This is a genomic window from Curtobacterium flaccumfaciens, assembly GCF_004361695.1.
GTDB lineage: Bacteria > Actinomycetota > Actinomycetes > Actinomycetales > Microbacteriaceae > Curtobacterium > Curtobacterium flaccumfaciens_B.
Genome location: NZ_SNVW01000004.1, coordinates 21774 through 45830 on the forward strand (window position 1 = coordinate 21774; position 24057 = coordinate 45830).

Here is a 24057-nt window from a genome sequence, read left to right on the forward strand (position 1 = left end):
CGGAGGAGCACTGTCGAGGCTCCCAGTTCACGTGACCTGACATAATATGCATTATCGGCGCAGACGGAACAACCTGGTTCAAGCCCGGACGTATCGAGTCACGCCTCGCAAGAACCCCCGCACCATGTCCACAACCTCGCACCGAACGTCAACAGCGCGCGCGAGGCGCACGGTCGCTCAGGACTCGGCGTCGGCGCCGGGGTCCTCACCGTCCGTCGGGACGTCGTCGGCATCGATCTCGAGCGCGGCCTGTTGGTCGTCGCGCTCCTCGAGGTCCTCGCGGTCCGTGTCGGGCTGCTCGGGCGCTTCGGCCTGGGTGGTCTCTTCCGATGGGTCGGGCTGGCTGTACGTCATGCGCGGGACGCTACGCGCGGCGAGCTGGACGGTCGTCCGGCGGTCCGACAGACGCACCGGTGACGGACTGGAGGCACGTGGCGACCCCGCCACGTGCCTCCGGTCCGATGTGCGGGAGCGTCAGTTGTTGGTGACGGCCGGCACGACGATCACGAGCGCGATGATGATGAAGACGATCGACAGGACGAGGCCGATCGCGCTGAGGATGATGCCGGCGAGCACCATGCCGCGGCTGCTCGCCGGGCGACGGCGGGCGATGATGCCGAGGATGAGGCCGATGATGCTGGCGATCAGGCCGACCCAGACGAAGAGGAACGAGAAGACGACGCCGACGATCCCGAGGACGAGCGAGCCGATCGAGAGACCGTTGCCGCCGTTCGTCGCGGGGGTCTGACCGGCGGCGTTCTGGGCGGGCGGGTATCCGTTCGTGGACATGGAGAGCTCCTTCGGTGAGGACGCTCGCCGATGGCCGGGCAGCCGAGCATGAGCGTCACTCGAAACGCTAGACCGAACACACGGCTCGTGTTCAGGTCCGGTGCCGCTCAGCGCGCACTAGGCGCCGATGTAGGCGGCCAGGTGCTCCCCCGTCACCGTCGACCGCGCCCGCACGAGTTCGGCCGGTGTGCCCTCGAACACGATGCGTCCGCCGTCGTGCCCGGCGCCCGGCCCGAGGTCGATGAGCCAGTCGGCGTGCGCCATCACGGCCTGGTGGTGCTCGATGACCACGACGGTCTTGCCGGAGTCGACGAGGCGGTCCAGCAGGCCGAGCAGCTGGTCGACGTCCGCCAGGTGCAGGCCGGTCGTGGGCTCGTCGAGCACCAGGATGACGCCCGGGTCGCCGAGGTGGGTGGCGAGTTTCAGGCGCTGGCGTTCCCCGCCGGACAGCGTCGTGAGCGGCTGTCCGATCGTGAGGTAGCCGAGGCCGACGTCCACCAGGCGGGTGAGGATCGCGTGCGCGGCCGGGATCTTCGACTCCCCCGTCGCGAAGAACTGCTCCGCCTCGGCCACGGGCATCGCGAGGACTTCGCTGATGTCCTTCCCGCCCAGGCGGTACTCGAGCACGGACTGGTCGAACCGCTTGCCGCCGCACTCCGAGCACGGCGTCGCGATGCCGGCCATCATGCCGAGGTCGGTGTAGATCACGCCGGCGCCGTTGCAGGCCGGGCATGCCCCCTCGGAGTTCGCGCTGAAGAGCGCCGGCTTCACACCGTTCGCCTTCGCGAACGCCTTGCGGATCGGTTCGAGCAGCCCGGTGTACGTCGCCGGGTTGCTGCGTCGGGAGCCCCGGATCGCCCCCTGGTCGATCGCGACGACGTCCGCGCGCGGCGAGAGCGATCCGTGGATGAGCGTGCTCTTACCGGAGCCCGCCACGCCCGTGACGACCGTGAGCACCCCGGTCGGGACGTCCACGTCGACCCCCTGCAGGTTGTGCGCGTCGGCGCCGCGGATCGCGATGGCGCCGGTCCGGTCGCGGATGGCGGCCTTGAGGGTCACGCGGTCGTCGAGGTGCTTCCCCGTCACGGTGCCGCTCCCCCGCAGTCCGTCCACCGGCCCCTGGTAGCACAGGGTCCCACCGTGGGTGCCCGCACCCGGCCCGAGGTCGACGACGTGGTCGGCGATGGCGATGACCTCGGGCTTGTGCTCGACCACCAGCACGGTGTTGCCCTTGTCGCGCAGGCGGAGCAGCAGGCCGTTCATCCGCTCGATGTCGTGCGGGTGCAGGCCCGTGCTGGGCTCGTCGAACACGTAGGTGACGTCGCTCAGCGAGGACCCGAGGTGCTTCACCATCTTGACCCGCTGCCCCTCGCCGCCGGACAGCGTGCCCGTCGGCCGGTCGAGCGACAGGTAGCCCAGCCCGATCTCGACGAAGGAGTCGACCGCGTCGCGCAGCCCGTCGAGGAGCGGACCGACGGTCGGCTCGTCGAGTCCGTGCAGCCAGGTCGCGAGGTCGGTGATCTGCATCGCGCAGACCTCGGCGATGCTCTTGCCCGCGATCGTGGACGACCGGGCGACGTCGTTCAGACGGGTGCCGTCGCACGCGGGGCACGTGGTGAAGGTCACGGCACGGTCGACGAACGCGCGGATGTGCGGCTGCATCGCTTCGCGGTCCTTCTGCAGGAACGATCGACGGACGCGGGGCACGAGGCCCTCGTACGTCATGTTGATGCCCGCGATCTTGCGCTTGGTCGGCTCGCGGTACAGGAAGTCGGCGCGCTGCTGCTCGGTGAAGTCGCGGATCGGGGTGTCCTTATCGACGTAGCCCGACTCGGCGAACATCCGGACGTTCCAGCCGTCCGTGCCGTACCCGGGGATCGTGATGGCGCCGTCGGCGAGGGACTTGGTGTCGTCGTACAGCTGGCTGAGGTCGATGTCCGTGACGGAGCCGCGTCCCTCGCAGTCGGCGCACATGCCGCCGAGCCGTGTGAAGGAGACCTTCTCGGCCGTCGCGTCCTTCCCCTTCTGCACGGTGATCGCACCGCCCGCGGTCACGGTCGCGAGGTTGAACGAGAAGGCGTTCGGTCCGCCGATGTGCGGTGTGCCGAGGCGGCTGAACAGGACCCGGAGCATGGCGTTCGCGTCGGTGACCGTACCGACGGTGGACCTCGGGTCCGCGCCGATGCGTTCCTGGTCGACGACGATCGCGGTGGTCAGGCCGTCGAGGACGTCGACGTCCGGCCGGGCCAGGGACGGCATGAACCCCTGCACGAAGGCGCTGTACGTCTCGTTGATCATCCGCTGCGACTCGGCCGCCACCGTCGCGAAGACGAGCGAGCTCTTGCCGGAACCGGACACACCCGTGAAGACGGTCAGTCGCCGCTTCGGGAGGTCGACGTCGACGTCCCGCAGGTTGTTCTCACGCGCACCCCGCACACGGATGCGGTCGTGGCTGTCGGCGGCGTGGTCGGCGCTGGGTTCCATGCCGGTCAGGCTACCGGTGGCGTGTGACGTTCTACAGGACGGTTCCGCAGTGGAACCGCCCGGCCGACGGAGGCTCCGGGTCAGGACCCTGCGTGCCGCCGCACCAGCTCGGGCAGCTCGGCGGGCTCGAAGGCCTCGTCGGTCGCCTCGAGCTCGTCGGCCGTCCACCAGCGCGACTGCAGGATGTCCACCTGCTCGTCATCGGTCCACTCCGCGTCGGACAGGACGAAGCCGGGCGTCCGCACCACGTAGAACTCGGAGTGGCCCCGGTCGTGGTCGGCCAGGTCCCACTCGACGTCGAAGTCCCACGACCACACGGGCTCACCCGGGTCGTCGATGACGATGCCGGTCTCCTCGCGGAGTTCGCGGATCGCCGCGTCCCGGTGGTCCTCCCCCGGGTCGACACCGCCGCCGGGCGTGATCCACCGGTGGGCACCGTCCGACGAGGGCGACTTCGTGTCCATCAGGAACACGCGGCCCTCGGGGTCGAGCAGGATGATCCGGGAGGTCAGTCGCAGTCCGGGCTTCGCAGTCACCCGACCGACGCTAGCGGACGACGAACGCTACTGTGCGAAGCCGCTGACGTCGCCGACGAGCTTGGTGTGGTCGGCCGGGATCGGCTCCACGGCGGCCAGGGCGATCTCGGCCGCGAACTCCGACACGCTGTAGAGCTTGCCGACCTCCTGTCGACGGCCCTCGATCGCGCCCGGGTTGAGGCGGTTGAGGAGCGTCGCGGTGATCGTGCCCTCGATCATGTCGCCGGAGACGACCACGAACTCGATGCCGGCGGCCTCGAGCTGCGGGATGAGTTCGCGGAGGGCGAGTTCGCCGGCGCGCTTGCTCTTCGCGACCGGGACGTACTCGTCCATCGTCTCCGCCGTCTCGACGAAGTGCGCCTGGTGGCTCGTGACGAAGACGACGCGCGAGCCGGCGGGCATGTGCGGCACGGCGGTCTGGAGCATGTCGACCTGGGCGTCACGGTTGAGGCGGAGCGCGTAGTCCTCCCCCAGCCCGGACTCCATGCCGCCCGAGGCGTTGAGCACGAGCAGGTCGATGCCGCCCCACTCGGCGACGACGGCGTCGACCATCGCCTGGACGGAGTCGTGCTCGGTCAGGTCGGCTCCGACCGCGAGGGCCGAGCCGCCGGCTTCGACGATCTTCTCGGCGATCTGCTCGGCGCGCTTGGCCTTGTTCCGGTAGTTCACGACGACCTTGGCACCGGCCTCGGCCAGGTAGCCGACGGTGTCCGCACCGATGCCGCGGGACGACCCCGTGACGAGGGCGCGCTTGTCGGCGAGGGATCCGGGGGCGAGGGGGTTGCTCACAGTCGTGTTCTCCAGGTTCGTTCCGGCGGGTCGGCCGCCGTCGAGCCTACCAATCGCCTGGGCACCCGACACCCGTTGCTGATATGTTGAACGGAGTTGGACCGGCCGTCGCGACGCAGCGAGCAGCCGCGCGCGACCGAGGGAGGGAGATCGCGTGAACACAATCGATTGGATCCAGACGATCATCTGGATCGGACTGGTGCTCCTGCTCGGGGTGGTCGAGATCTTCACCCTCGACTTCATCTTCATCATGCTCGCGGCCGGGGCTGCCGGTGGACTGATCGCCGCACTGCTCGGCGCCCCGTGGTGGCTGTCGGCCATCATCGCGGCCGTCCTGGCGCTCGTGCTGCTCTCGCTGGTCCGCCCGCGCCTCCTCACGGCACTCGGCCGTGGCGCCGACCCGCACCGCACCAACGTCGAGGGGCTGATCGGCCTGCGCGGCACCGTCGCCGTCGCCTTCACGTCGTCCGCGCCGGGCCAGGTGCGCCTGGCCAACGGCGAGACGTGGAGCGCCCGCATCGCCTCCGACTCCACCGACCGAACACCGCCGCTCGGCACCCCCGTGGTCGTCGAGTCCATCGAGGGGTCGACGGCCGTCGTCCGCCTCGGAGAAAGGGCCACCTCGTGACCATCTCAGCCGGGACGATCGCTCTGCTCGTCCTCATCCTGGTCGTCGTCATCTTCGTGATCGTCGTCCTGTCCCGCGCGATCCGGATCGTGCCGCAGGCGACCGCGGGCATCGTCGAACGACTCGGGAAGTACCACAAGACCCTCAACCCCGGGTTGAATCTTCTGGTCCCGTTCATCGACCGCCTCCGTCCCCTTCTCGACATGCGCGAGCAGGTGGTCTCGTTCCCGCCGCAGCCCGTGATCACCGAGGACAACCTGGTCGTGTCGATCGACACCGTGGTCTACTTCCAGGTCACCGACGCCCGGGCCGCGACGTACGAGATCGCGAATTACCTCGGCGCCGTCGAGCAGCTCACCACGACCACGCTCCGCAACGTCGTCGGTGGCCTCAACCTCGAAGAGGCCCTGACCAGCCGCGACAACATCAACGGCCAGCTCCGCGTGGTGCTCGACGAGGCCACCGGCAAGTGGGGCATCCGCGTCGGTCGTGTCGAGCTCAAGGCGATCGAGCCGCCCGTGTCCATCCAGGACGCCATGGAGCAGCAGCTGCGTGCCGAGCGGAGCCGTCGTGCCGCGATCCTGCAGGCCGAGGGCACCAAGCAGTCCCAGATCCTCGAGGCCGAGGGTCAGCGGCAGGCCGCGATCCTCGCGGCCGAGGGTGACGCGAAGGCCCAGGTCCTCCGCGCCGAGGGTGAGGCCTCCGCCATCGCGACCGTCTTCGAGGCGATCCACACCGGCGACCCGGACGACAAGCTGCTCTCGTACCAGTACCTGCAGATGCTGCCCAAGATCGCCGAGGGCACCGCGAACAAGCTCTGGATGATCCCGAGCGAGTTCACCGAGGCGCTCTCCGGCATCGCGAAGGGCTTCTCGGGCGGCCGGTCCGGCAGCGGACCCGTCGCCGGAGCCGGGGGCGGCGACTTCCTCTCGCGGATCTCGAAGCTCGCGAACGAGAGCCTGGCGAACACCGCGTCGGCCGATGCCGCAACCGCATCGGCCCCGCGTGCGGACGCCACCGCGGCGGACATCGTCCCCGCGTCCGAGCTCGACCAGCGTCTGGCGGAGTCGAACCGCAGCGTCGACGCGCACCTCGCGGCGGCCGACGACGAGACCGAGCAGCAGCTCGGTGCCGACGCCGCGGCGAAGCACGACACGGCGGCGAAGCACGACGCGGCGGATCCCGACACCGTGTCGAAGCCCGACGATGCCTCTGGCCACCGGTTCACGGACGGCTCCGGTCGGCGGTAACCCGGACCGCACACCACGACGCCCGCCCCGGGAAACCGGGGCGGGCGTCGTGGTGTGCGGTCAGTGCGTCAGGCGGTCAGTGCGTCAAGCAGTCAGTGCGTCTGACGGCCAGTGGGTCAGGCGCCGCGTCGCGCGCGAAGGAACTGGAGACGCTCTTCGAGCAGCTCCTCGAGCTCCTCGCGCGAGCGCCGTTCGAGCAGCATGTCCCAGTGGGTCCTGGGTGCCTTCACGTCCTCCGCGGCGACCTCGACGGGGATCCCGTCGTCGCCGAGCAGCCGGCCTTCACGTCCGGAGCGGGGCTCCGACCAGGTCTGGGGGACGTCCGCGTCGGCAGAGAAGACGATGTCGAACGTCTCTCCCGACTCCGTCTGGTAGACCGCGCGCTTGCGGTCCGAGAGCTCGACGCCCTCTTCGCTCTGGAGACTCTGACTCCCGAGCCGCATGCCGCGGAGACTCCGATCAGCCATGTGTGTGCTCCTCTCGCTCGTCTGCCCTCTCCAACACTGTCCCACGCAGCATCAATCCCGGACCGGTGCATTCACAGTGCGTTCCCAGTGGGACCGACCGGCGCTCAGGGTCGGCGTCGGCTCCGGACGGTGCTGCGGGACCACGGGGCGCAGGCGAGGAGCACGAGGAGCCCACCGAGGGAGAGCAGCAACGCGATCGCTCCGGACGCGACGGTCGCGGGGGTCGTGGTCGTGCCGAGCGGGACGTCGGTGATCATCGAGGTCGCCGTGTACTCCGGCACCCGGTCGATCGTCCGGCCGGTGGGGTCGATGACCTGGGACGCGCCGACCGTCGAGATGTTGACGAGCGACCGACCGGTCTCGATCGCACGCATCCGGGCGATCTCGAGTTGCTGCAAGTTCTCGTCGGTACCCGAGAAGTCGGCGTTGTTCGTCTGGGCGAGGATCACCTGCGCTCCCCCGCGCGCCATGTCGCGCGTGAGGCCGTCGTCGACGATGTCGAAGCAGATCGCGATGCCGGCACGAACCCCGGCGACGGACAGCACGTTCGGCTTCGTGCCCGGCGTGTAGTCGCGCTGCAGCAGACCGATGAGCGACGGGGCGAGCTTCGAGAAGAACCAGCGGTCGGGCACGTACTCGCCGAAGGGCACGGGGCGCTTCTTGTCGTAGGACGACTGCCACCCGTCCGCCGTCCAGACGAAGGACGTGTTGTGCAGCACCCCCGACCGGGTCTGCGTGATCGCGCCCGCGACGATCGGTGCCCCGACGGAGTCGACGACCGAATCGAGTGCCGAGGCGATGACCGGCTGCTGACGGGGGTCGAACTCGGCGGAGCCCTCCGGCCACACCACCAGGTCGACGCCCTTCGCGTCGACGTCGGTGGCGGCGACCTGCGACTCGAGCACCTCGCCCGGGGTCGCCCGATCGAAGTACCCGGCCGGGCCGTTGCCCTGCACCGACTCGATGCGGATCGAACCGCTGGTCGCGGTCGGCCAGGCGGGCACGGCGAGCACCGCTGCAACGAGGAGCCCGGCGGTCGCCACTCGCGTCGGCAGCCGCAGGACGGCGCCCGGGGTGCTCGGCGCGACGAGCGCGAGCGACAGCACCACGGCGGTGCAGTACACGACGACGAAGGTCACGCCGAGCACGCCGACGTACGCGGCCAGGTGGGCGAACGGGCTCTCGGACTGCGACAGCCCGACACGCCCCCAGGCGAACCCGCCGTACGGCCAGCTCCCGGAGAACCACTCGCGTCCGGTCCAGAGTGCGGCGACGACGGCCGGGAGGCCCCACACGCGTCCGGCGGTCGACGGCAGCACGCGCGCCACCCAGCGGTAGGCGAGGGCGATCGCCACGCTGCCGAGGGCGAAGAACACGGCCTCGAACAACGCGAGCGCGAACCACGGGACCGGTCCCAGGTAGCGCCCGGCCCACGAGATGGCCGGGACGTAGAACGCGGCACCGGCGACGTACCCGAGCCACGCGGCCCGGCGCGCGCGCTGGCCCATCGCGGCGAGCAGCATGCACGCGAGCGCCGGGTACGCCAGGAACCACCAGCCCGGCGAGGGGAACGACAGCGCGAACAGGACACCACCGATCACCGCGAGCGGGAACGCCTGCGCGAGCGGCAGGGCCGCGAAGGGGTTCCGGCCCGGCCGGGCGACACCGTCGGACGGACGCTGCGCGGCACGGACTGGACGCTCCCCCACGGAGCCGCGCCGGGCAGTGGGGTCGGCGTCCCGCGGACGCACGTCGGACTCGGGAACGGGCACCGGGCCTCCAGTCAGACCGCCGCGTAGGCGACGATGCCGCGGCGCACCGCGTCCGTCGCCCGTCGGGCGGTCTGTGCGAGGTCCTCGTCGCCCGCGTTGCGGATCTGGTCGAGCAGGTCGATGACCTGCTTCGACCAGCGGACGAAGTCACCGGCGGGCAGGTCGAGCGTCCGCAGGACGTCGTCCAGCGCGGAGCCGGACGCCCACCGGAACATGCCGACCGCGGCGGCCGGCGTCGGCGGCTGCGACCCCGCGAGCCGGGCGTCGCGCTCGATGTCGTCGAGGCGGGACCAGATGGTCAGGGTCTCGTCGAGCGCCGGACGGAACGCACCGCGCGGCAGGGCGTGCTCGGTGCCGGGGGCGTCCTCGCGCCTGGGCTGGTAGACGATCGTGGCGGCCATCGCGGCGAGCTGCGCGGGGGTGAGGTCCTTCCAGACCCCGGCCTCGAGGCACTCGGCGACGAGCAGGTCCCGCTCGCCGTAGATCCGCTGCAGCCGGCGGCCACCCGGAGCGACGGTCGCTTCGCCGTTGCCGGTGTCGACCAGGTAGCCGAGCTGGAGCAGCACGTCGGTGACACGGTCGAACGTCGTCGCGACGGCACCCGTGCGGGAACGGATCTGCTGGACGAGCTTGTCGTTGACGCGCTTGAGCTTGTACCAGCGCTCCGACCAGCGGGCGTGGGCTTCGCGGTCGGGGCAGGCGTGGCAGGGGTGCCGCTGCATCCGCCGTCGGACCTCGGTGATCGCCGCCTGTCGTTCGGCACGCGCACCGTGCGAGGCCTCGCGACCGCCGGGGACGTTCGTCCGCTCGAGGTCGGAGAGCTCACGCCGGAGCGCCGCGTACTCGGTGAAGTCGCCGAGGTGGCACTGCATCGCCTGCTGGTAGCCGTCGAGGGACTCCTGCTGCGACCGCACCTTGCGCGCCAGGTCGACGACCGAGCGGTCCGCCTGGAACTGCGCGAACGAGGTCTCGAGGACCTCGCGCGTGCGCTGGCGCCCGAACTGGTCGATGAGGTTCACGGCCATGTTGTACGTCGGCTTGAACGACGAGTTGAGCGGGTACGTCCGTCGGCTGGCGAGGGACGCCACGGCCTGCGGGTCGAGTCCGTCGGACCACTGGATGACCGAGTGCCCCTCGACGTCGATGCCACGGCGGCCGGCCCGACCGGTGAGCTGGGTGTACTCCCCCGGTGTGATCGGCACGCGGGCTTCACCGTTGAACTTCTCGAGCTTCTCGAGCACGACCGTGCGCGCCGGCATGTTCACGCCGAGCGCCAGGGTCTCCGTCGCGAACACGACCTTGAGGAGCTTGCGCTGGAAGAGGTCCTCCACCACCTCCTTGAAGGCGGGGAGCAGGCCGGCGTGGTGTGCGGCGACCCCGCGCTCGAGCCCCTCGAGCCACTCCCAGTAGCCGAGGACGGCGAGGTCCTCGTCGAGGAGGGTGCGGCAGTGGTACTCCGCGGTCTCGCGGATCTCGTTGCGCTCCTGCACCGTGGTCAGCGACAGGCCGGAGCGCACGACGTTGCGGACGCCCTGGTCGCAGCCGTTCCGGCTGAAGACGAAGAAGATCGCCGGCAGCAGCATCCGCTCGTCGAGCATGTGTGCGATCCGCTCGCGGTGCAGCTTCTCGGTGCGCGGACCCCGACGGTCGTGGTAGCCGCCACGACCACGGCCACCGCGGTGTCCGCCGCCGTGCCGCTCGCTGCGGGACGCCCCGCCGACGAGCCGCAGGAGCTCCGGGTTCACCCGGTTCGTCGCCGCGGCACCGCTGGAGTCGAAGAGGTCGACCATCTTCGAGCCGACGAGCACGTGCTGCTCGAGCGGCACCGGACGGTCCTCGGACACGATCACGTCGGTGTCGCCGCGGACGGTCTGGAGCCAGTCGCCGAACTCTTCCGCGTTGGACACCGTGGCACTGAGGGACACCAGGCGGACCTCGGTCGGGAGGTGCAGGATCACCTCTTCCCAGACGGCGCCGCGGAAGCGGTCTGCCAGGTAGTGGACCTCGTCGAGGACCACCCAGGCGAGGTCGTCGAGCAGGTCGGAGTCCGCGTAGATCATGTTGCGGAGGACCTCGGTGGTCATCACGACCACCCGGGCGCGGGGGTTCACGTTCGTGTCGCCGGTGAGCAGACCGACCTCGGACTCGCCGTAGACCGCGACGAGCTCGGCGTACTTCTGGTTGCTCAGCGCCTTCATCGGCGTCGTGTAGAACACCTTCGCCGTCGGCTGCCGCATCGCCAGCCAGATCGCGAACTCCGCCACGATCGTCTTGCCGGCACCCGTCGGCGCCGCCACCAGGACGCTGCGGCCCTGGTCGAGCGCGTCGCACGCGGCGATCTGGAACGGGTCGAGGTCGAAGCGCAGGTCGGAGCGGAACAACTCGAGGTTGCGCGAGCGACTGCGGACCTTCGCCGCCGCGAACCGCTCGGCGGGGCTGGGTGCGGAGCTCACAGGCCGTACTCTTCGTCGAGCTTCGCCTGGCGCTTCGCCATCCGCCGGTCGTGCAGCCACGTCACCGCGCACGCCGCGACGTAGAGCACGATCATCGGCACGGCCAGCAGGAACATCGAGATGACGTCGGCGCTCGGTGTGACGATCGCGCAGAACACCAGGATGCAGAGGATCGCGACGCGCCAGGACTTGATGATCGACGACGCCGACAGCACGCCGACGAAGTTGAGCAGCACGAGGAACACCGGCAGGACGAACGCGATGCCGACCGCCACGATGAGCTTGATGACGAAGTCGTAGTACGCCTTCGCGTCGACGATCGAGGTGTCCTGACTCGACACGAAGCTGCCGAGGATGCCCACCACGTGCGGCAGGATGTACCACCCGAACCAGCAGCCCGCGAAGAAGAGCGGGATGGCGGTGCCGAGGAACCCGAACACGTACTGCTTCTCGCGCCGCACCAGCGCCGGGACGATGAACGCCCAGATCTGGTAGAGCCACACCGGACTCGAGATGACGATGCCGATCGTGATCGCGATCTGTAGCTTGAGGTCGAACGCCCCCGTGATCATCGGGAAGTTCAACTCGGCGGTGTGCCCGCCGACCTTGGCGAGCTGGGCGACCGGGGACCGCAGCGCATCGAGCACGAACGGGGTGATGAACCACCCGCCGACGGCGCACACCGCCACTGCGATGACGGCCTTGAACAGGCGGTTGCGCAGCTCGATGAGGTGCTGCCCGAGCGACATGCGGCCTTCGGTGTCCTTCGTCGGACGTCCGGTCCGCCTCGCTCGCCCGCGCGCGGTCGTCGAAGCCATGCCCCGATCCTACGGGACCGGGGCCGACAGTCCGCCGCGACTGTCGGGCCCGGCGGACCTCGGGTGCCCCGCGGGGCTCCGCGACGCTCCGCGCAGGTCCCCGCAACGACGTGTGCCTGATGAGATCGGGCGTACCTGGTCAGAACTTCCGACCAGGTACGCCCGGAACGACCAGGTACGCCCGGAATGACCAGGTACGCCCGATTCGACTCGGTACGCGCGAACCCGGCTCCCCAGCGCTCAGTCGGCGGCGAGGGCCGCCGCTGCGAACTCGCGGACGGCAACGCGGGCCGCCGGCGGGTCGAGCACCACGGCACGACCGGGCAGCCCGGCGACGAGCCGCACGACCCCGTCGAAGCCGTTCGACGCCGCGAGCCGGATACGGACCCGACCGCCGTCGTCGGGCGCGTCGGCGGTGTCGGCCAGGAAGTCGGCCACGAGCGGCAGCGACGACGAGTCGAGCTCCACCGTGACGATGACGTCCTCTGCCGCCTGCTGGAACAGGGTGTCCGGGATGACGACGTCCTCGATGGACTTCTCGGCAGCGCGGTCGTCGACACGGACGCCGGACATCCGGTCGAGCCGGAACGTGCGGAGCGCCTGCCGGTCGAGGTCCCAGGCGCGGAGGTACCAGTCGGTGTCGATCGACTCGACGCGGAGCGGGTCCACCCGTCGCGGACCGCCCTGGGTGCGCGGACCGGCGTACTCGAACGCGAGGCCCCGGCCGTCGGACATCGCGCGGCGGATGGTGGCGAGGGCGACGTCGTGCAGGTCCTGCCCGACGGCGACGTTCGCGGCCGCTCCCCCGGCACCGCGGGACAGCTTCGCCATGAGGGCGCGGATGGCGTCGCGGTCGGCGGCCTCGGGCAGCGCCGACAGGTACTGCAGGCCGGCGATGAGGGCTGATGCTTCGCGTGCGGAGAGCCGCGGGGAGTCGTCGATCGCGACCAGGTTCGTCAGGACGATCATGTCGTTCTGGTCGAAGTCGTCCCAGGCGATGTCGAACAGGTCGCCGTGCTGGTACTGCATCGTCTCGCCGGGCACGCCGGACACCGCGATGAGCTCGACGGCTCGACGGATCCGGGCTTCGGGCACGCCGAAGTGACGCGCGGCCTCGGCAACCGAGACGCGCTCGCGGTCGATGAGGTACGGCACGAGCGCGAGGAGGAACGCGAGCTTGTCCTGCGCCTGGAGCGGTTGCTGCTCAGCCACGGGGATCCCCTTCGTCGCTGTGGTCGGCCACCAGGGCACGGAGCCGCTCGGTCACCCGCTCGCGGAGCTCGGCCGGTTCGAGGACCCGCACCTCGGGCCCGAAGGCCGCGAGTTCCTCGGCGAGGATCTGCGGGTCGACGTGGTGGAGCACGAGCACGCCGGCGTCGTCGGTCTCGGTGTCGCGGCGGCGCGCGAGCCGGCGTTCGGCGTCGGAGCCCGGGGCGACCCGGATGCGTGCGGTGCGCTCGGACCAGATCCGCTCGAGTTCGGTCAGTGCGCGCTCCCCTGCCCCGGCCGGCGCCGGGTGCTGCCCGACCGCGTACTGGGCGACAGGCCCGACGATCCGCGAGAGCAGGTAGTTCTTGACGCTGTCGGTCGCGAACTCGTGCGCGGCGAGCATCCACCGGCCGCCGTGCTGCACGAGCGCGAGCGGGGCGACCTCGCGCCGACGGGCCTCGTGCTGACCGGGCGTGATGTAGTCGAACCGGACCGCGGCAGCGCGGTCCAGCGCGGAGCGGAGCGGCTCGAACGCGACGTCGCGCGCGCGGAGCCGGGGCGCGTAGGCGTCGACGCCGATCGCTCCGGCGCCGTCGTCGTCCTCGGAGCCGGCCGAGCGCACCTTGAGGAGGCCGCGGCGGGAGTCGGCGGACAGGGCGCCTTCGCGCCAGGCCATCGCCGCGAGCGACAGCAGCGCGGACTCGTCCGGGGTGAAGCGGACGTCGTCGGGCAGGTCGTACTCGCCCTTCGGGATCCGGTAGCGCAGGGTCTGGTTGTTGCCGGCGGCACCCGGCGTCTCGATGGTCTCGAGCGGGATGCCGAGTTCGCGGACGTCGTCCTTGTCGCGCTCGAACTGGCGCTCGAGCGACGCGTTGTCACCGCCGGTGCTGAACCGCTGGCGGTAGCCCTGGACGTTGGCGAGGATCTCGGACTTCGTCAGCCCGGACTCCGTGGAGAGCAGCGCGAGGACCAGGCTGAACAGCCGTTCCTCGGCAGGCACACGGGGCACACGGGTCGCTGGCACGAGCCGATCCTACGGCAGCGCGGGTGCACCGGAGTGCACCCGCGCCGCGGTCCGTGGACGGTCGGACGACGTCAGCTCGACACCGCGCCGAGGACGTCGATCACGTACGCGTACGCGGTGCCCTGCTGGTGCACGATCGCCAGCACCTGGTCGCCGACGCGGTGTCCGACGATGGCGTTCCGGACGCCTTCCTGCACCTGGCCCTTGGCGAGCGGGACGGTCTGCGCGCCCGAGCCGTCGGTCCAGCTGGACCCCGCGACCGAGGCCTCCGTGCCGTCGGTGCCCCAGGTCACGGCGGTGTACTTGATGAGGGCGGTGTCCTTCGCGGTGAGCACCGCACCGGAGCCCTTGCGGAGCAGGTGGGTCTCGTCGGAGGTCGGGGCGTTCCACGACGGGATCGTGATGCCGGGCGCACCGGAGGGGGCGAGCACGACGGCGGGCATCTTGTCGCCCGCGAGCTGCGGGGTGCCGGTGGCGCGCGAGTCGAAGGCGCGCTTCACGTCGATGACCGCGACGACGGCGTCCTCGGTCTTCTTCGACGAGGTGTCGGTGTCGCCGCTGGCGCCGGAGCTGAGGGCGCTCTTCGGCAGCGCGACGGCCAGGCGGTCCCCGACGTGGGCGCACTCGACCGCGGCACCGAGGGCACCGTAGTTGCTCGCGCCGGCCGTGATCGGGGCGGTCGAGCCCGTGTAGCCACTGGTCTGCGCGACCTGGCCGGTGGCGCCGTCGACCAGGGTGTACTCGATCAGGACGGGGGTGCCGTCCTCGACTTCGCGCCCGTCGCCCTGGCGCAGCACGGAGACCTGCGTGCCCTTGGTGGTCAGGCCACCGGGGACGGAGACCTTCGGCTCCTTGCCGAACGAGCCGGTGGCGGTCACGGCCTCGGACGCGGCACCGGGTGCGGCGCAGCTCGACGGCGTGGTGCCGGCCCCGCTGGCCGCGCACCCGGTGAGTGCTGCGGCGAGGCCGATGGTGACCAGGAGTGCGGGGATGATGCGCACGGACCCTCTTTCCGTTCGATGCAGGACGGGCACGACGCGTAGCCTACCGGTCGCCCGCAGCAGGACCGTCCGCGGCGGCGCCCGGTCCCGCAGCAGGGCCGTCCCCGGCGGAGCCGGCCTCGGCGGCCGCGACCTTCCGGGCCTGGGCGGCAGCCTGCCGTGCGACCTTGCGGAGCTTCTTGTCGCTGGCGGACCGGTCACCGACGGCGCCGGGGGTCCAGGCCTCGACGTCCTCGTCGGAGAACTCGACCTTGCCTGCGCGACGCTTCAGGTTGGGGAGGACGACGCCGTCGGCGAGGCGGCGCGCCGTGACGAGGAACCCGGTGTGCCCGACCATGCGGTGGTCCGGACGGACGGCGAGCCCTTCGACGTGCCAGGTGCGCACGAGGGTCTCGCTCGACTGCGGGTCGGTGAAGCGGCCGGTGTCGCGGAGCGCCTCGGCCGTGCGGGACAGCTGCGTGACCGTCGCGACGTAGCAGACGACGAGGCCGCCGGGCACGAGCGCGTCGGCCGCGGCGTCCACACACTCCCAGGGCGCGAGCATGTCGAGCACGACGCGGTCGACGCTCTGCGGCTCGGCGGCGTCCGGCAGTTCCTCGACGAGGTCACCGACGGTCACCGACCAGTTGTCCGGCACGGCGCCGAGGAACGTGCCGACGTTGCCGCGGGCGATCGCGGCGAACTCCTCTCGGCGCTCGAACGACTGCAGCTGGCCGGTCGGGCCGATGGCGCGGAGCAGGAACAGCGACAGCGCTCCGGACCCGACGCCGGCCTCGACCACGCGGGCACCGGGGAAGACGTCGGCGAACGCGACGATCTGGGCGGCGTCCTTCGGGTAGACGATGGCGGCACCGCGGGGCATCGACATGACGTAGTCGTTGAGGAGCGGCCGGAGGGCGAGGTACTCGTCGCCCGTGCTCGCCCGGATGACCGAGCCGTCCGGCTGGCCGATCACGTCGTCGTGCCGGAGCACGCCGCGGTGGGTGTGGTACTCGCCGGCGACCTCGAGCGACAGCGTGGTGAGCTTGCCCTTCGGCCCGGTCAGCTGGACCCGGTCACCGGCGCGGAACGGCCCCCGCGGCGGCGTGTGCGGGGCACCGCCGACGGTGTGCGGCAGCGCGGCGGTGGGGTCGGACGGGGCGTCGGTCATCGTGCGACCTCCTGGGTGCGGGCCGCGAGGGCCGGGCCGGTCAGCTCGATGAGACGGTCGACGTCCACGTCGGCCAGGGTGGTCAGGTGCACGTCACCGCCGGTGATGTCGGACAGCGGCACGATGTGCTCGACGGCGACCGTGACGGCCCCCGACGCGACGGCCGAGGCGACGCCGGTCGCCGAGTCCTCGATCGCAACGCAGGCGGTCGCGTCGACGCCGAGCTGCGCCGCGGCCGCGAGGTACGCGTCCGGGAAGGGCTTCGGACGCTCGACGTCGTCACCCGCGACGACGGTGCGGAAGCCGCGCTCGCCCAGGGCGTCGGCGGCGACGAGCGCCATCTTCCGACGGGACATCGTCACGAGCGCGGTCGGGATGCCCCGTGCGTGCAGTTCCTCGATGAGTTCCCGCGCACCCGGACGCCACGGCAGCTCAGCGTCGCGGAGCCGCACCATGACGTACTCGGTCATCCACTGGATGATCTCCTCGACCTCCATGTCGACGCCCTTGTCGCGGAGGATCTCCCCCGAGCGCTCGAGGCCGCTGCCGACGAGCGCCAGGCCGTCCTCGTGCGTCCAGACGACGCCGTAGCGTTCCGTCAGTTCGACCTGGGACTGCTGCCAGATCGGCTCGGTGTCGATGATCGTGCCGTCCATGTCCCACAGCACGGCTGCGGGCGGGACGAGGGCGGAGGGATGCGCGGTCACGGGCGACGAGTCTACCGGGGCGGGTGGAGCGCCGTTCCGCTCAGCGCGGACGGGCGGGCGCGCGGACTCGCCACGGCCCTATCCTTGTTGCCTGAATCGTGTCCGGCCGTGCGCGGCCTCCGCCGCTCCCGCCCCGCTCCACCACCAGGAGGTCCCGTCCGTGTCACAGCACTCCCCCTTCAGCGACGGACGACTGCTCGTCGTCGCCTTCGAGGGCTGGAACGACGCCGGAGAAGCGGCGAGCGGTCTCGCCAGGCGCATCGTCGAGTCGCTCGGTCTCGACGAGCTCCGCGAGCTCGACGGTGAGCGGTACGTCGACTACCAGTTCAACCGGCCGACCGTCGGCATCGACGAGAACGGCGTCCGCGGCGTGCAGTGGCCCCGCATCGTGCTGTACGGCCCCGGCGCCGAGGGCCGTCCCGTGATCGGCGCGACCGGCTCCCCCACCGAGCGGGACGTGTTCGTGCTCGTCGGTCCGGAGCCCTCCCGCACGTGGCGCGGCTTCTGCGCCGAGATCATCGACCTCGCCGACGTGTACTCGATCGACGCCGTCGTGTTCGTCGGGGCGATGCTCGCCGACGTGCCGCACACCCGTCCGATCTCGGTCTTCGTGTCGAGCGAGAACGCCGGCGTCCGTGCGGCGTTCGACGTCGACAAGTCCTCGTACGAGGGGCCGACCGGCATCCTCGGGGTCCTCGCCGACTCGATGGACAAGGCCGGGCTCACCACGCTCTCCCTCTGGGCATCGGTGCCGCACTACGTGCACAACTCGCCGTCGCCGAAGGCCACGCTCTCGCTCCTCGACAAGATCGAGGAACTCACCGACGTCACCGTCCCGCGGGGCAGCCTGCTCGACGACGCGACCGAGTGGGAGGAGGGCATCGACGCCCTCGCCGCCGACGACGAGGACATGGCGTCCTACATCGGGCAGCTCGAGCAGGCCCGCGACACGGTCGACTCGCCCGAGGCCTCCGGCGACGCGATCGCGCAGGAGTTCGAGCAGTACCTCCGTCGTCGCGAGCGCAAGGACGGCAAGGACGGCGGGACCGCCGGCGGTGAGGGGTTCCGTCCCCCGCAGCCGCCGCAGTAGACGCGACCGGCAACGGACTGGAGGCGCGGTGCCAGCTGGCACCGCGCCTCCAGTCCGTCCGGGGTGACGACGGGCGCGGGGCGCCCCGCGTGGTCGCCAGCACCGTTCAGCCAGGCGTTCAGCCCAGGCGTTCAGCCCAGGCGGATGCCGAGCAGGGCGTCGACCAGGTCGACGAGGTCGGGCGTGACCGCGGTCCCGCCGGCGATGGCGGTGTCGACCGCCGCGACGGCGCCGGGCGTGTCGAGGTCGTCGGCGACCCGCGCACGGACGCGTGCCGCGACCTCGGCCGCGTCGTCCGCGTGTCCGGCGTCGGCTCCGGAGGCCCACGCGTCCCACGTCGCCAGGCGGGTGGTGGCGCTGGTGAGCTCCGTGTCGAACCACTCCCAGTCGTCGGAGTACTTGTGCGACAGGAGCGCGAGCCGGATCGCCCGCGGGTCGGCGCCGTCGTCGAGCAACCCTCGCACGGTGACGAGGTTGCCGAGCGACTTCGAGATCTTCTCGCCCTGGTACGCGATCATGCCGGTGTGCACGAACGCGGCCGCGAGCGGCTGGTGCGCGAGCGCGGCTGCGTGCCCCGCGCTCATCTCGTGGTGCGGGAAGACCAGGTCGCTGCCGCCGCCCTGCACGCTGATCGGCAGGCCGAGCCGGTCACCGGCGATGACGCTGCACTCGATGTGCCAGCCGGGGCGTCCGGGGCCGACGGCGCTGTCCCAGCTCGGCTCCCCCGCACGGGCCGCACGCCAGAGCAGCGGGTCGAGCGGGTCGCGCTTGCCGGCACGGTCCGGGTCGCCGCCGCGTTCGGCCGACAGGGCGAGCATCGTCTCGCGGTCGAGGCCGCTCTCGTCGCCGAGGGTCCAGGCCTCGGTCGGGCGGTTCACGTCGAAGTAGAGGTCGTCGCCCTCGGACTCGGGAGTCGGCACGGCGTAGGCGTAGCCGGTCTCCTGCAGGAACGCGACCGCCTCGGCGATGCGCTCGACCTCGTCCGTGACGGCCACGAAGTCGTCCGGCGGCAGGACCCGCAGCGACTCCATGTCGCGACGGAACAGGTCGATCTGGGACGCGGCGAGCTCCCGCCAGTCGACACCGTCGCGGGTCGCACGCTCGAGGAGCGGGTCGTCGACGTCGGTGGTGTTCTGCGCGTACTCGACCTCGAGCCCGGCGTCGCGCCAGACCCGGCCGAGCGTGTCGAACGCCAGGTAGGTGGCCGCGTGACCGAGGTGGGTGGCGTCGTACGGGGTGATGCCGCACACGTAGAGCGCGGCACGCTCCTCGCCGCCGGTGGGGTCCACGGGCTTGCCGCTCGCCGTGTCGTGCACGACGGGGCGGGGCGCGGAACCCGGGACCTCGGGGACGGACGGGACCTGCCAGGCCCTCACGGCTGGATCACTCCGAGCGACAACAACACGAGGAGAACGATACCGAGTGCGATCCGGTAGACCACGAAGGGCAGGAAGCTGCGCTTGCTGATGTAGTTCATGAACGCCGCGATCACGACGAAGCCGACCAGGAACGCCACCACGGTCGCGATGAGCGTGTCGGCGAGGCCGAACGGGGCACCGGTGTCGCCGAGGCTCGTCGCCGCCTCGTACAGCCCCGACAGGAACACCGCGGGCACGGCGAGCAGGAAGGCGAACCGAGCGGCCGCCGGACGGGTGTACCCGAGCGCCAGACCCATCGACACCGTCGCGCCCGAGCGCGAGACACCGGGGACGAGGGCGAGCACCTGGGCCAGCCCGATCAGGATGCCGCCGCCGAAGGTCATGTGCTCGATGCGACGGACCTTCCGTCCGAGCACGTCGGCCAGCCCGAGCACGATGCCGAACACGACGAGGACGATCGCGACGATCCAGAGCGACCGGAACGTGGTCTCGATGGAGTCCTTGAGGAGCAGCCCGGCGATCCCGATCGGGATCGTGCCCATGATCACGAGCCAGCCGAGGCGGGCATCCGGGTCGTTCCGCGGCACCGTCTTCCCCGACAGGGAGCGGAACCAGCGCCCGATGATCCGGGTGATGTCCCGCCAGAAGTAGATGAGCACCGCGGTCTCGGTGCCGAGCTGCGTCACCGCGGTGAAGGCGGCTCCCGGGTCCTTCGCGTCGGGCAGGAACAGCCCGACGATCCGCAGGTGGGCGCTCGACGAGACGGGCAGGAACTCGGTGAGTCCCTGGACGAAGCCGAGGAAGATCGCCTCGAGGATGTGCATCGGGCTGGCCTTTCGCGCGAAGGTCGGTCAGGACACCGCCACGAAGGCGACCACGAACAATATCAGTACGTGGCCAACAGGTCGCCGAGGACGCGCCGACCGAACGCCAGCGACGCGAGCGGCACGCGCTCGTCGACGCCGTGGAACATCGCCGGGAAGTCCACACCGGTCGGCAGCTGCAGCGGCACGAAGCCGTAGCCCGCGATGCCGAGCGTCGAGAGCGCCTTGTTGTCCGTCCCGCCGGAGAGCAGGTACGGCAGCACCGGGGCGCCGGGGTCGTGGCGGTCGAGGACGTCGCGCACGGCGTCGACCAGCGGGCCGCCGAAGTCCTGCTCGAGGCCGACGTCCTGGTGGGTCATCGTGATCGTCACGTCGTCGCCGGCGAGCTCACGGACCCGGGCGAGCACCGCGTCCTCGTCACCCGGCAGGCAGCGGATGTCGACCAGTGCCTCGGCCTGGTCCGGGATCACGTTGTGCTTGTAGCCCGCGGAGAGCACCGTCGGGTTGGTCGTCGTGTGCAGCGCCGCGTGGATGAAGCGCGAGGCGGAACCCGTCGCCAGGGCGACCTCGTCCGGGCCGGTCACCGTCGGGTCGACCCCGAGGAACCGGGCGACCTCGGCCACCATCGCGTCCGTCGTCGCCGACAACCGAACCGGCCACTCCTCGCTGCCGATGCGGGCGACCGCCGCCGCGAGCTTCGTCACCGCGTTGTCGCGGATGACGTGCGACCCGTGCGCCGCCGTGCCCGTCGCGGTGAGCTTGATCCACATCAGGGCCTTCTCGCCGGTCTGCAGGAGGTAGGCGCGTCGGTCGCCGAGCGTGATCGAGTAGCCGCCGACCTCGCTGATCGCCGCCGTCGCCCCGGCGAAGACCTCGGGGTGGTGCGAGACGACGTGGTGCGCCCCGAGGACCCCGCCGGCCTCTTCGTCGGCGAAGTACGCGATGACCAGATCGCGCTCGGGGGCGCCGTGCTGCTCGATGACGTCGCCGAGGGACGTCAGCATCATCGCGTCCATGTTCTTCATGTCGACGGCACCGCGACCCCAGAGCATGCCGTCCTTCACCTCGCCGCCGAACGGGTCCACCGACCAGTTCGCCGGGTCCGCCGGCACCACGTCGAGGTGTCCGTGCACGACCAGCGCCGGCTTGTCGCGGTTCCGCCCGGGGACCCGCGCGACGACGCTCACCCGGTCCGGCTCCGACTCGAACAACTGCGGCTCGAGCCCGAGCGCCCGGAGCTTCGCCTCGACGTAGTGCGCCGCCTCGGTCTCGCCGCGGGACTTCCCCTCGCCCCAGTTCGTCGTGTCGATGCGGATGAGGTCGCGGGCGATCGCCGCGGTGGCCTCGAGGTCGGTCAGCGTGGCCTCCGGGTTGGTCATGCCCCCACGCTACCGGTCGGTGCCGACCCCGCTGCGGCGCGTGACACCGCGGGACGCGCCCGGGATGCGCTGCCGTGTTCATCGAGCGTTCAGACCCGTGCTAGTGTCTTCTCTCGGCAGGAACGCCGGGGAAAACCCGGGAAACAGACACCAGACACCCTGTCCGGGTGGCGGAATTGGTAGACGCGCTAGCTTGAGGTGCTAGTGCCCGTATTAGGGCGTGGGGGTTCAAGTCCCCCCTCGGACACAGAAAATTAATGCCCCCTGACCTTGCGGTCGGGGGGCATTTTCTGTTGGGTCTTCCCGGCGAGTGCCGCCATCGCTGCGCTCAGGGCATCACCGCCTCGGCCAGCACCGCTTCGCTGCGCTCGCGGCCGGGCACCGCTTCGCTGCGCTCAGGGTGCGGCGTGGGGCTCCAGGACGGGCGCGCTGGTCGACGGGATGCGACACGTGCGATGTCGTACGACGTCGACAATGTCGCTGCCCCGCGCTTGCAACTGTTGCCGACGCAGGGGTGCGACACACGCGATGTCGTACGACGTCGACGTTGTCGTACGGACGGTTGCGGTGCCGACGAGGCCGATGCGCGCGCATCAGGCGACGACGCACGCGTCGAACGACGAGTGGGATGACGCACCATGCACACGCACACGTGACCCCGGGACGGACTGGAGGCGCGGTGCCAGCTGGCACCGCGCCTCCAGGCAGTCAGACGGTCGCGTCTAGCTCTTCGACGCCTCGACGAAGTTGCGGCGCGGGTCCGTCTCCTTGATGAGCGACGTCGCGTCGCGACCCGACACGGCACCGGTGACCCAGCCGATGATGATGCGGGCCTTCCGGTTCAGCGTCGGCATCGCGTACACGTGGTACGCGCGGTGCGCGAGCCACGCGAGCAGGTTCGTCATCTTGATGCCCTTGATGTTCGCCGCACCCTTGGCGACACCGTACGACGCGACGGTGCCGATCGACGGGTGGCGGTACTCCTCGAGGGGCTTGCCCGTGATCGTCGCGACGACGTTGTCCGCGGCCACGACGGCCTGACGGACGGCGTTCTGGGCGTTCGGCGGGTAGTACGCCGGCTGCTTGTCGGCCGTGAGGTCCGGCACCTGCGCGACGTCGCCGAGACCCCAGACGCCGGGGACGACCTCGTGGGTCTCCTCGTTCTCGACCTGGAGCTTCGCGTTCGCGGCGAGGTGCCCCTTCGGTCCGCGCGGCAGGTCGGACGCGTCGAGGAGCGGGTTCGGCTTCACGCCAGCGGTCCAGACGAGCAGCCCGGTGGCGAACTCGTCGCCGTCCGACAGCTTCACGACGCCGCCCTCACAGCTGGGCATCGTGGTCTTCAGGCGGACGTCGATGCCGCGGGCGCGGAGGGACTCGAGGGTCCACTTCGACAGCTCGGGGCCGACCTCGGGGGCGACACGGTCGAGGGCGTCGATGAGGACCCAACGAGGGTGCTCGCCGGCGAGCGACGGGTACGTCTTGATGGCGGCCTGAGACACGTCGAAGAGCTCACCGATCGCCTCGACGCCGGTGTAGCCACCGCCGACGAAGATGCTCGTGAGCAGACGGCGACGCTCGTCCTCGTCGCGGGTGGCCGCGGCCTTGGCGATGTTGTCGAGGAGCTTCGCGCGGACGTACGCCGCCTCTTCGACGCTCTTGAAGCCGACGCCGAACTCCTCGAGCCCGGGGGTCGGGAAGGTGCGCGTGACCGAGCCGAGCGCGACGACGAGCTGGTCGTAGCCGAGGGTGCGGTCGTCACCGCCGGCCGTGGCGATCGTGACCGTCTTGTCGGCCGACGAGATGCCGGTGACCTTGCCCTGGATCACGCGGGTCTTCCGGAGCGCGCGACGCAGCTCCACCGTGACGTCCTTCGGCGCGATGTGGCCGCCGGCGACCTCCGGCAGGAACGGCAGGTACGTGTAGTACGTGTTCTGGTCCACGAGCGTGATGCGCATCGGCACCGTGGCCGCGTGCTTCTGCAGCTGCTTGACGGTCGTGTAGCCAGCGGAGCCGCCGCCGAGGACGAGGACGTGAGGGATCGAGTCTGCCATTCCCCCGGTCTACCGGAGAATGCCTTGGTGTGTCATGAGGCCGCGCCGCCGCGCGGCCGATCCCGCAGGCGCCACCAGGCGGTCTCGGCGAGTTCGACGCCCGTGTAGACGCCGTGCGGGGTGCGGCGGGACTCGGTCAGGGAGAACCGTCGGAGGCGGTACCCGCCGCCGAAGCGGTCGATGATCGCCTCGGGTGAGGACTCCGCGTCGCGCTTGACGTACCAGGTGCGGTCGTCGACGGGTTCGATCACGGACGC

Annotated in this window: 22 protein-coding genes and 1 tRNA gene; 4 read left to right on the plus strand and 19 right to left on the minus strand. The window is 71.0% G+C overall.

The annotated features are described in order from the left end of the window. Positions 1-177: 177 nt before the first annotated feature. The 5 genes from EDF64_RS18130 to EDF64_RS07020 form a co-directional block, all read right to left on the minus strand. Positions 178-354: a hypothetical protein gene (locus EDF64_RS18130; protein ID WP_166645638.1), complete on the minus strand. Its 177-nt coding sequence runs from the start codon at positions 352-354 to the stop codon at positions 178-180. A gap of 120 nt (positions 355-474) precedes the next feature. Beyond that, positions 475-789 carry a DUF4190 domain-containing protein gene (locus EDF64_RS07005; RefSeq protein WP_133519332.1) on the minus strand — a complete coding sequence of 105 codons (315 nt, stop codon included), beginning with the start codon at positions 787-789 and terminating at the stop codon, positions 475-477. A 117-nt stretch (positions 790-906) separates the two neighbouring features. Further along, entirely contained in the window at positions 907-3273 is a 2367-nt protein-coding gene (locus tag EDF64_RS07010) for an ATP-binding cassette domain-containing protein (protein ID WP_133519333.1), read from the minus strand. A gap of 80 nt (positions 3274-3353) precedes the next feature. Further along, entirely contained in the window at positions 3354-3809 is a 456-nt protein-coding gene (locus tag EDF64_RS07015; protein ID WP_133519334.1) for an NUDIX hydrolase, read from the minus strand. Between the two features lie 27 nt (positions 3810-3836). After that, positions 3837-4598: an SDR family oxidoreductase gene (locus EDF64_RS07020; RefSeq protein WP_133519335.1), complete on the minus strand. Its 762-nt coding sequence runs from the start codon at positions 4596-4598 to the stop codon at positions 3837-3839. 154 nt (positions 4599-4752) lie between these two features. Between EDF64_RS07020 and EDF64_RS07025 the strand changes: the two genes are divergently transcribed. Together EDF64_RS07025 and EDF64_RS07030 are read left to right on the plus strand one after the other, a co-directional pair. Next, on the plus strand, positions 4753-5226 hold the full coding sequence (locus EDF64_RS07025) for an NfeD family protein (protein ID WP_243736283.1): 474 nt from the start codon (positions 4753-4755) through the stop codon (positions 5224-5226). Next, complete coding sequence (locus EDF64_RS07030) at positions 5223-6476, plus strand: SPFH domain-containing protein (protein WP_133519336.1); 1254 nt, start codon at positions 5223-5225, stop codon at positions 6474-6476. Before EDF64_RS07025 ends, EDF64_RS07030 begins: the two co-directional genes overlap by 4 nt. 116 nt (positions 6477-6592) lie before the next feature. On the opposite strand, the gene EDF64_RS07035 is transcribed toward EDF64_RS07030, so the two are convergent. The 9 genes from EDF64_RS07035 to EDF64_RS07075 form a co-directional block, all read right to left on the minus strand. After that, a complete protein-coding gene (locus tag EDF64_RS07035; RefSeq protein WP_071297044.1) occupies positions 6593-6943 on the minus strand; it encodes an RNA polymerase-binding protein RbpA in 351 nt (116 codons plus the stop codon). 104 nt (positions 6944-7047) lie between these two features. Then, positions 7048-8715, minus strand: coding sequence for an apolipoprotein N-acyltransferase (gene lnt / locus EDF64_RS07040; RefSeq protein WP_243736284.1), 1668 nt, complete (start codon positions 8713-8715; stop codon positions 7048-7050). 11 nt (positions 8716-8726) lie between these two features. Further along, positions 8727-11168: a DEAD/DEAH box helicase gene (locus tag EDF64_RS07045; RefSeq protein ID WP_133519337.1), complete on the minus strand. Its 2442-nt coding sequence runs from the start codon at positions 11166-11168 to the stop codon at positions 8727-8729. After that, the gene (tatC, locus tag EDF64_RS07050; protein WP_133519591.1) at positions 11165-11917 is read right to left on the minus strand and encodes a twin-arginine translocase subunit TatC; all 753 of its coding nucleotides are present in this window, start codon (positions 11915-11917) and stop codon (positions 11165-11167) included. The genes EDF64_RS07045 and tatC overlap by 4 nt, the downstream gene beginning before the upstream one ends. Positions 11918-12226: 309 nt before the next feature. Next, complete coding sequence (locus tag EDF64_RS07055) at positions 12227-13198, minus strand: helix-turn-helix transcriptional regulator (RefSeq protein ID WP_133519338.1); 972 nt, start codon at positions 13196-13198, stop codon at positions 12227-12229. Beyond that, entirely contained in the window at positions 13191-14219 is a 1029-nt protein-coding gene (locus tag EDF64_RS07060) for a helix-turn-helix transcriptional regulator (RefSeq protein WP_133519339.1), read from the minus strand. Before EDF64_RS07060 ends, EDF64_RS07055 begins: the two co-directional genes overlap by 8 nt. A 71-nt stretch (positions 14220-14290) precedes the next feature. Continuing rightward, positions 14291-15220 carry an FKBP-type peptidyl-prolyl cis-trans isomerase gene (locus tag EDF64_RS07065; RefSeq protein WP_133519340.1) on the minus strand — a complete coding sequence of 310 codons (930 nt, stop codon included), beginning with the start codon at positions 15218-15220 and terminating at the stop codon, positions 14291-14293. A 43-nt stretch (positions 15221-15263) separates the two neighbouring features. Then, complete coding sequence (locus EDF64_RS07070; RefSeq protein WP_243736285.1) at positions 15264-16370, minus strand: tRNA (adenine-N1)-methyltransferase; 1107 nt, start codon at positions 16368-16370, stop codon at positions 15264-15266. Then, positions 16367-17077: an HAD family hydrolase gene (locus EDF64_RS07075; RefSeq protein WP_243736286.1), complete on the minus strand. Its 711-nt coding sequence runs from the start codon at positions 17075-17077 to the stop codon at positions 16367-16369. The genes EDF64_RS07070 and EDF64_RS07075 overlap by 4 nt, the downstream gene beginning before the upstream one ends. A 160-nt stretch (positions 17078-17237) precedes the next feature. On the opposite strand from EDF64_RS07075, the gene EDF64_RS07080 reads away from it, so the two are divergent. Further along, positions 17238-18167 carry a proteasome assembly chaperone family protein gene (locus EDF64_RS07080; RefSeq protein WP_133519341.1) on the plus strand — a complete coding sequence of 310 codons (930 nt, stop codon included), beginning with the start codon at positions 17238-17240 and terminating at the stop codon, positions 18165-18167. 131 nt (positions 18168-18298) lie between these two features. On the opposite strand, the gene mshC is transcribed toward EDF64_RS07080, so the two are convergent. From mshC to EDF64_RS07095, 3 genes are all read right to left on the minus strand, one after another. Further along, positions 18299-19543, minus strand: a complete 1245-nt coding sequence (gene mshC / locus EDF64_RS07085; RefSeq protein WP_133519342.1) for a cysteine--1-D-myo-inosityl 2-amino-2-deoxy-alpha-D-glucopyranoside ligase — start codon at positions 19541-19543, stop codon at positions 18299-18301. Further along, positions 19540-20370, minus strand: coding sequence for an undecaprenyl-diphosphate phosphatase (locus EDF64_RS07090; RefSeq protein WP_133519343.1), 831 nt, complete (start codon positions 20368-20370; stop codon positions 19540-19542). Before EDF64_RS07090 ends, mshC begins: the two co-directional genes overlap by 4 nt. A gap of 62 nt (positions 20371-20432) precedes the next feature. Beyond that, positions 20433-21749 (minus strand): M20/M25/M40 family metallo-hydrolase, encoded by a 1317-nt coding sequence (locus EDF64_RS07095; RefSeq protein ID WP_133519344.1) that lies wholly within the window; start codon positions 21747-21749, stop codon positions 20433-20435. Positions 21750-21910: 161 nt separating this feature from the next. Here EDF64_RS07095 and EDF64_RS07100 point away from each other — a divergent pair. After that, a tRNA-Leu gene (locus EDF64_RS07100) sits at positions 21911-21996 on the plus strand. A gap of 475 nt (positions 21997-22471) precedes the next feature. On the opposite strand, the gene EDF64_RS07105 is transcribed toward EDF64_RS07100, so the two are convergent. Both EDF64_RS07105 and EDF64_RS07110 read right to left on the minus strand, forming a co-directional pair. After that, complete coding sequence (locus EDF64_RS07105; RefSeq protein WP_133519345.1) at positions 22472-23800, minus strand: NAD(P)/FAD-dependent oxidoreductase; 1329 nt, start codon at positions 23798-23800, stop codon at positions 22472-22474. A 32-nt stretch (positions 23801-23832) separates the two neighbouring features. Continuing rightward, entirely contained in the window at positions 23833-24051 is a 219-nt protein-coding gene (locus EDF64_RS07110; RefSeq protein WP_071293938.1) for a hypothetical protein, read from the minus strand. Positions 24052-24057: the final 6 nt, after the last annotated feature.

What these genes read in the sequence shown, in the direction of transcription:
- EDF64_RS18130 (WP_166645638.1), bottom strand. Translation starts at nt 354, where the DNA reads ATGACGTACAGCCAGCCCGACCCATCGGAAGAGACCACCCAGGCCGAA.
- tatC (WP_133519591.1), bottom strand. Translation starts at nt 11,917, where the DNA reads ATGTCGCTCGGGCAGCACCTCATCGAGCTGCGCAACCGCCTGTTCAAG.
- EDF64_RS07010 (WP_133519333.1), bottom strand. Translation starts at nt 3,273, where the DNA reads ATGGAACCCAGCGCCGACCACGCCGCCGACAGCCACGACCGCATCCGT.
- EDF64_RS07070 (WP_243736285.1), bottom strand. Translation starts at nt 16,370, where the DNA reads ATGACCGACGCCCCGTCCGACCCCACCGCCGCGCTGCCGCACACCGTC.
- EDF64_RS07105 (WP_133519345.1), bottom strand. Translation starts at nt 23,800, where the DNA reads ATGGCAGACTCGATCCCTCACGTCCTCGTCCTCGGCGGCGGCTCCGCT.
- EDF64_RS07005 (WP_133519332.1), bottom strand. Translation starts at nt 789, where the DNA reads ATGTCCACGAACGGATACCCGCCCGCCCAGAACGCCGCCGGTCAGACC.
- EDF64_RS07090 (WP_133519343.1), bottom strand. Translation starts at nt 20,370, where the DNA reads ATGCACATCCTCGAGGCGATCTTCCTCGGCTTCGTCCAGGGACTCACC.
- EDF64_RS07095 (WP_133519344.1), bottom strand. Translation starts at nt 21,749, where the DNA reads ATGACCAACCCGGAGGCCACGCTGACCGACCTCGAGGCCACCGCGGCG.
- EDF64_RS07035 (WP_071297044.1), bottom strand. Translation starts at nt 6,943, where the DNA reads ATGGCTGATCGGAGTCTCCGCGGCATGCGGCTCGGGAGTCAGAGTCTC.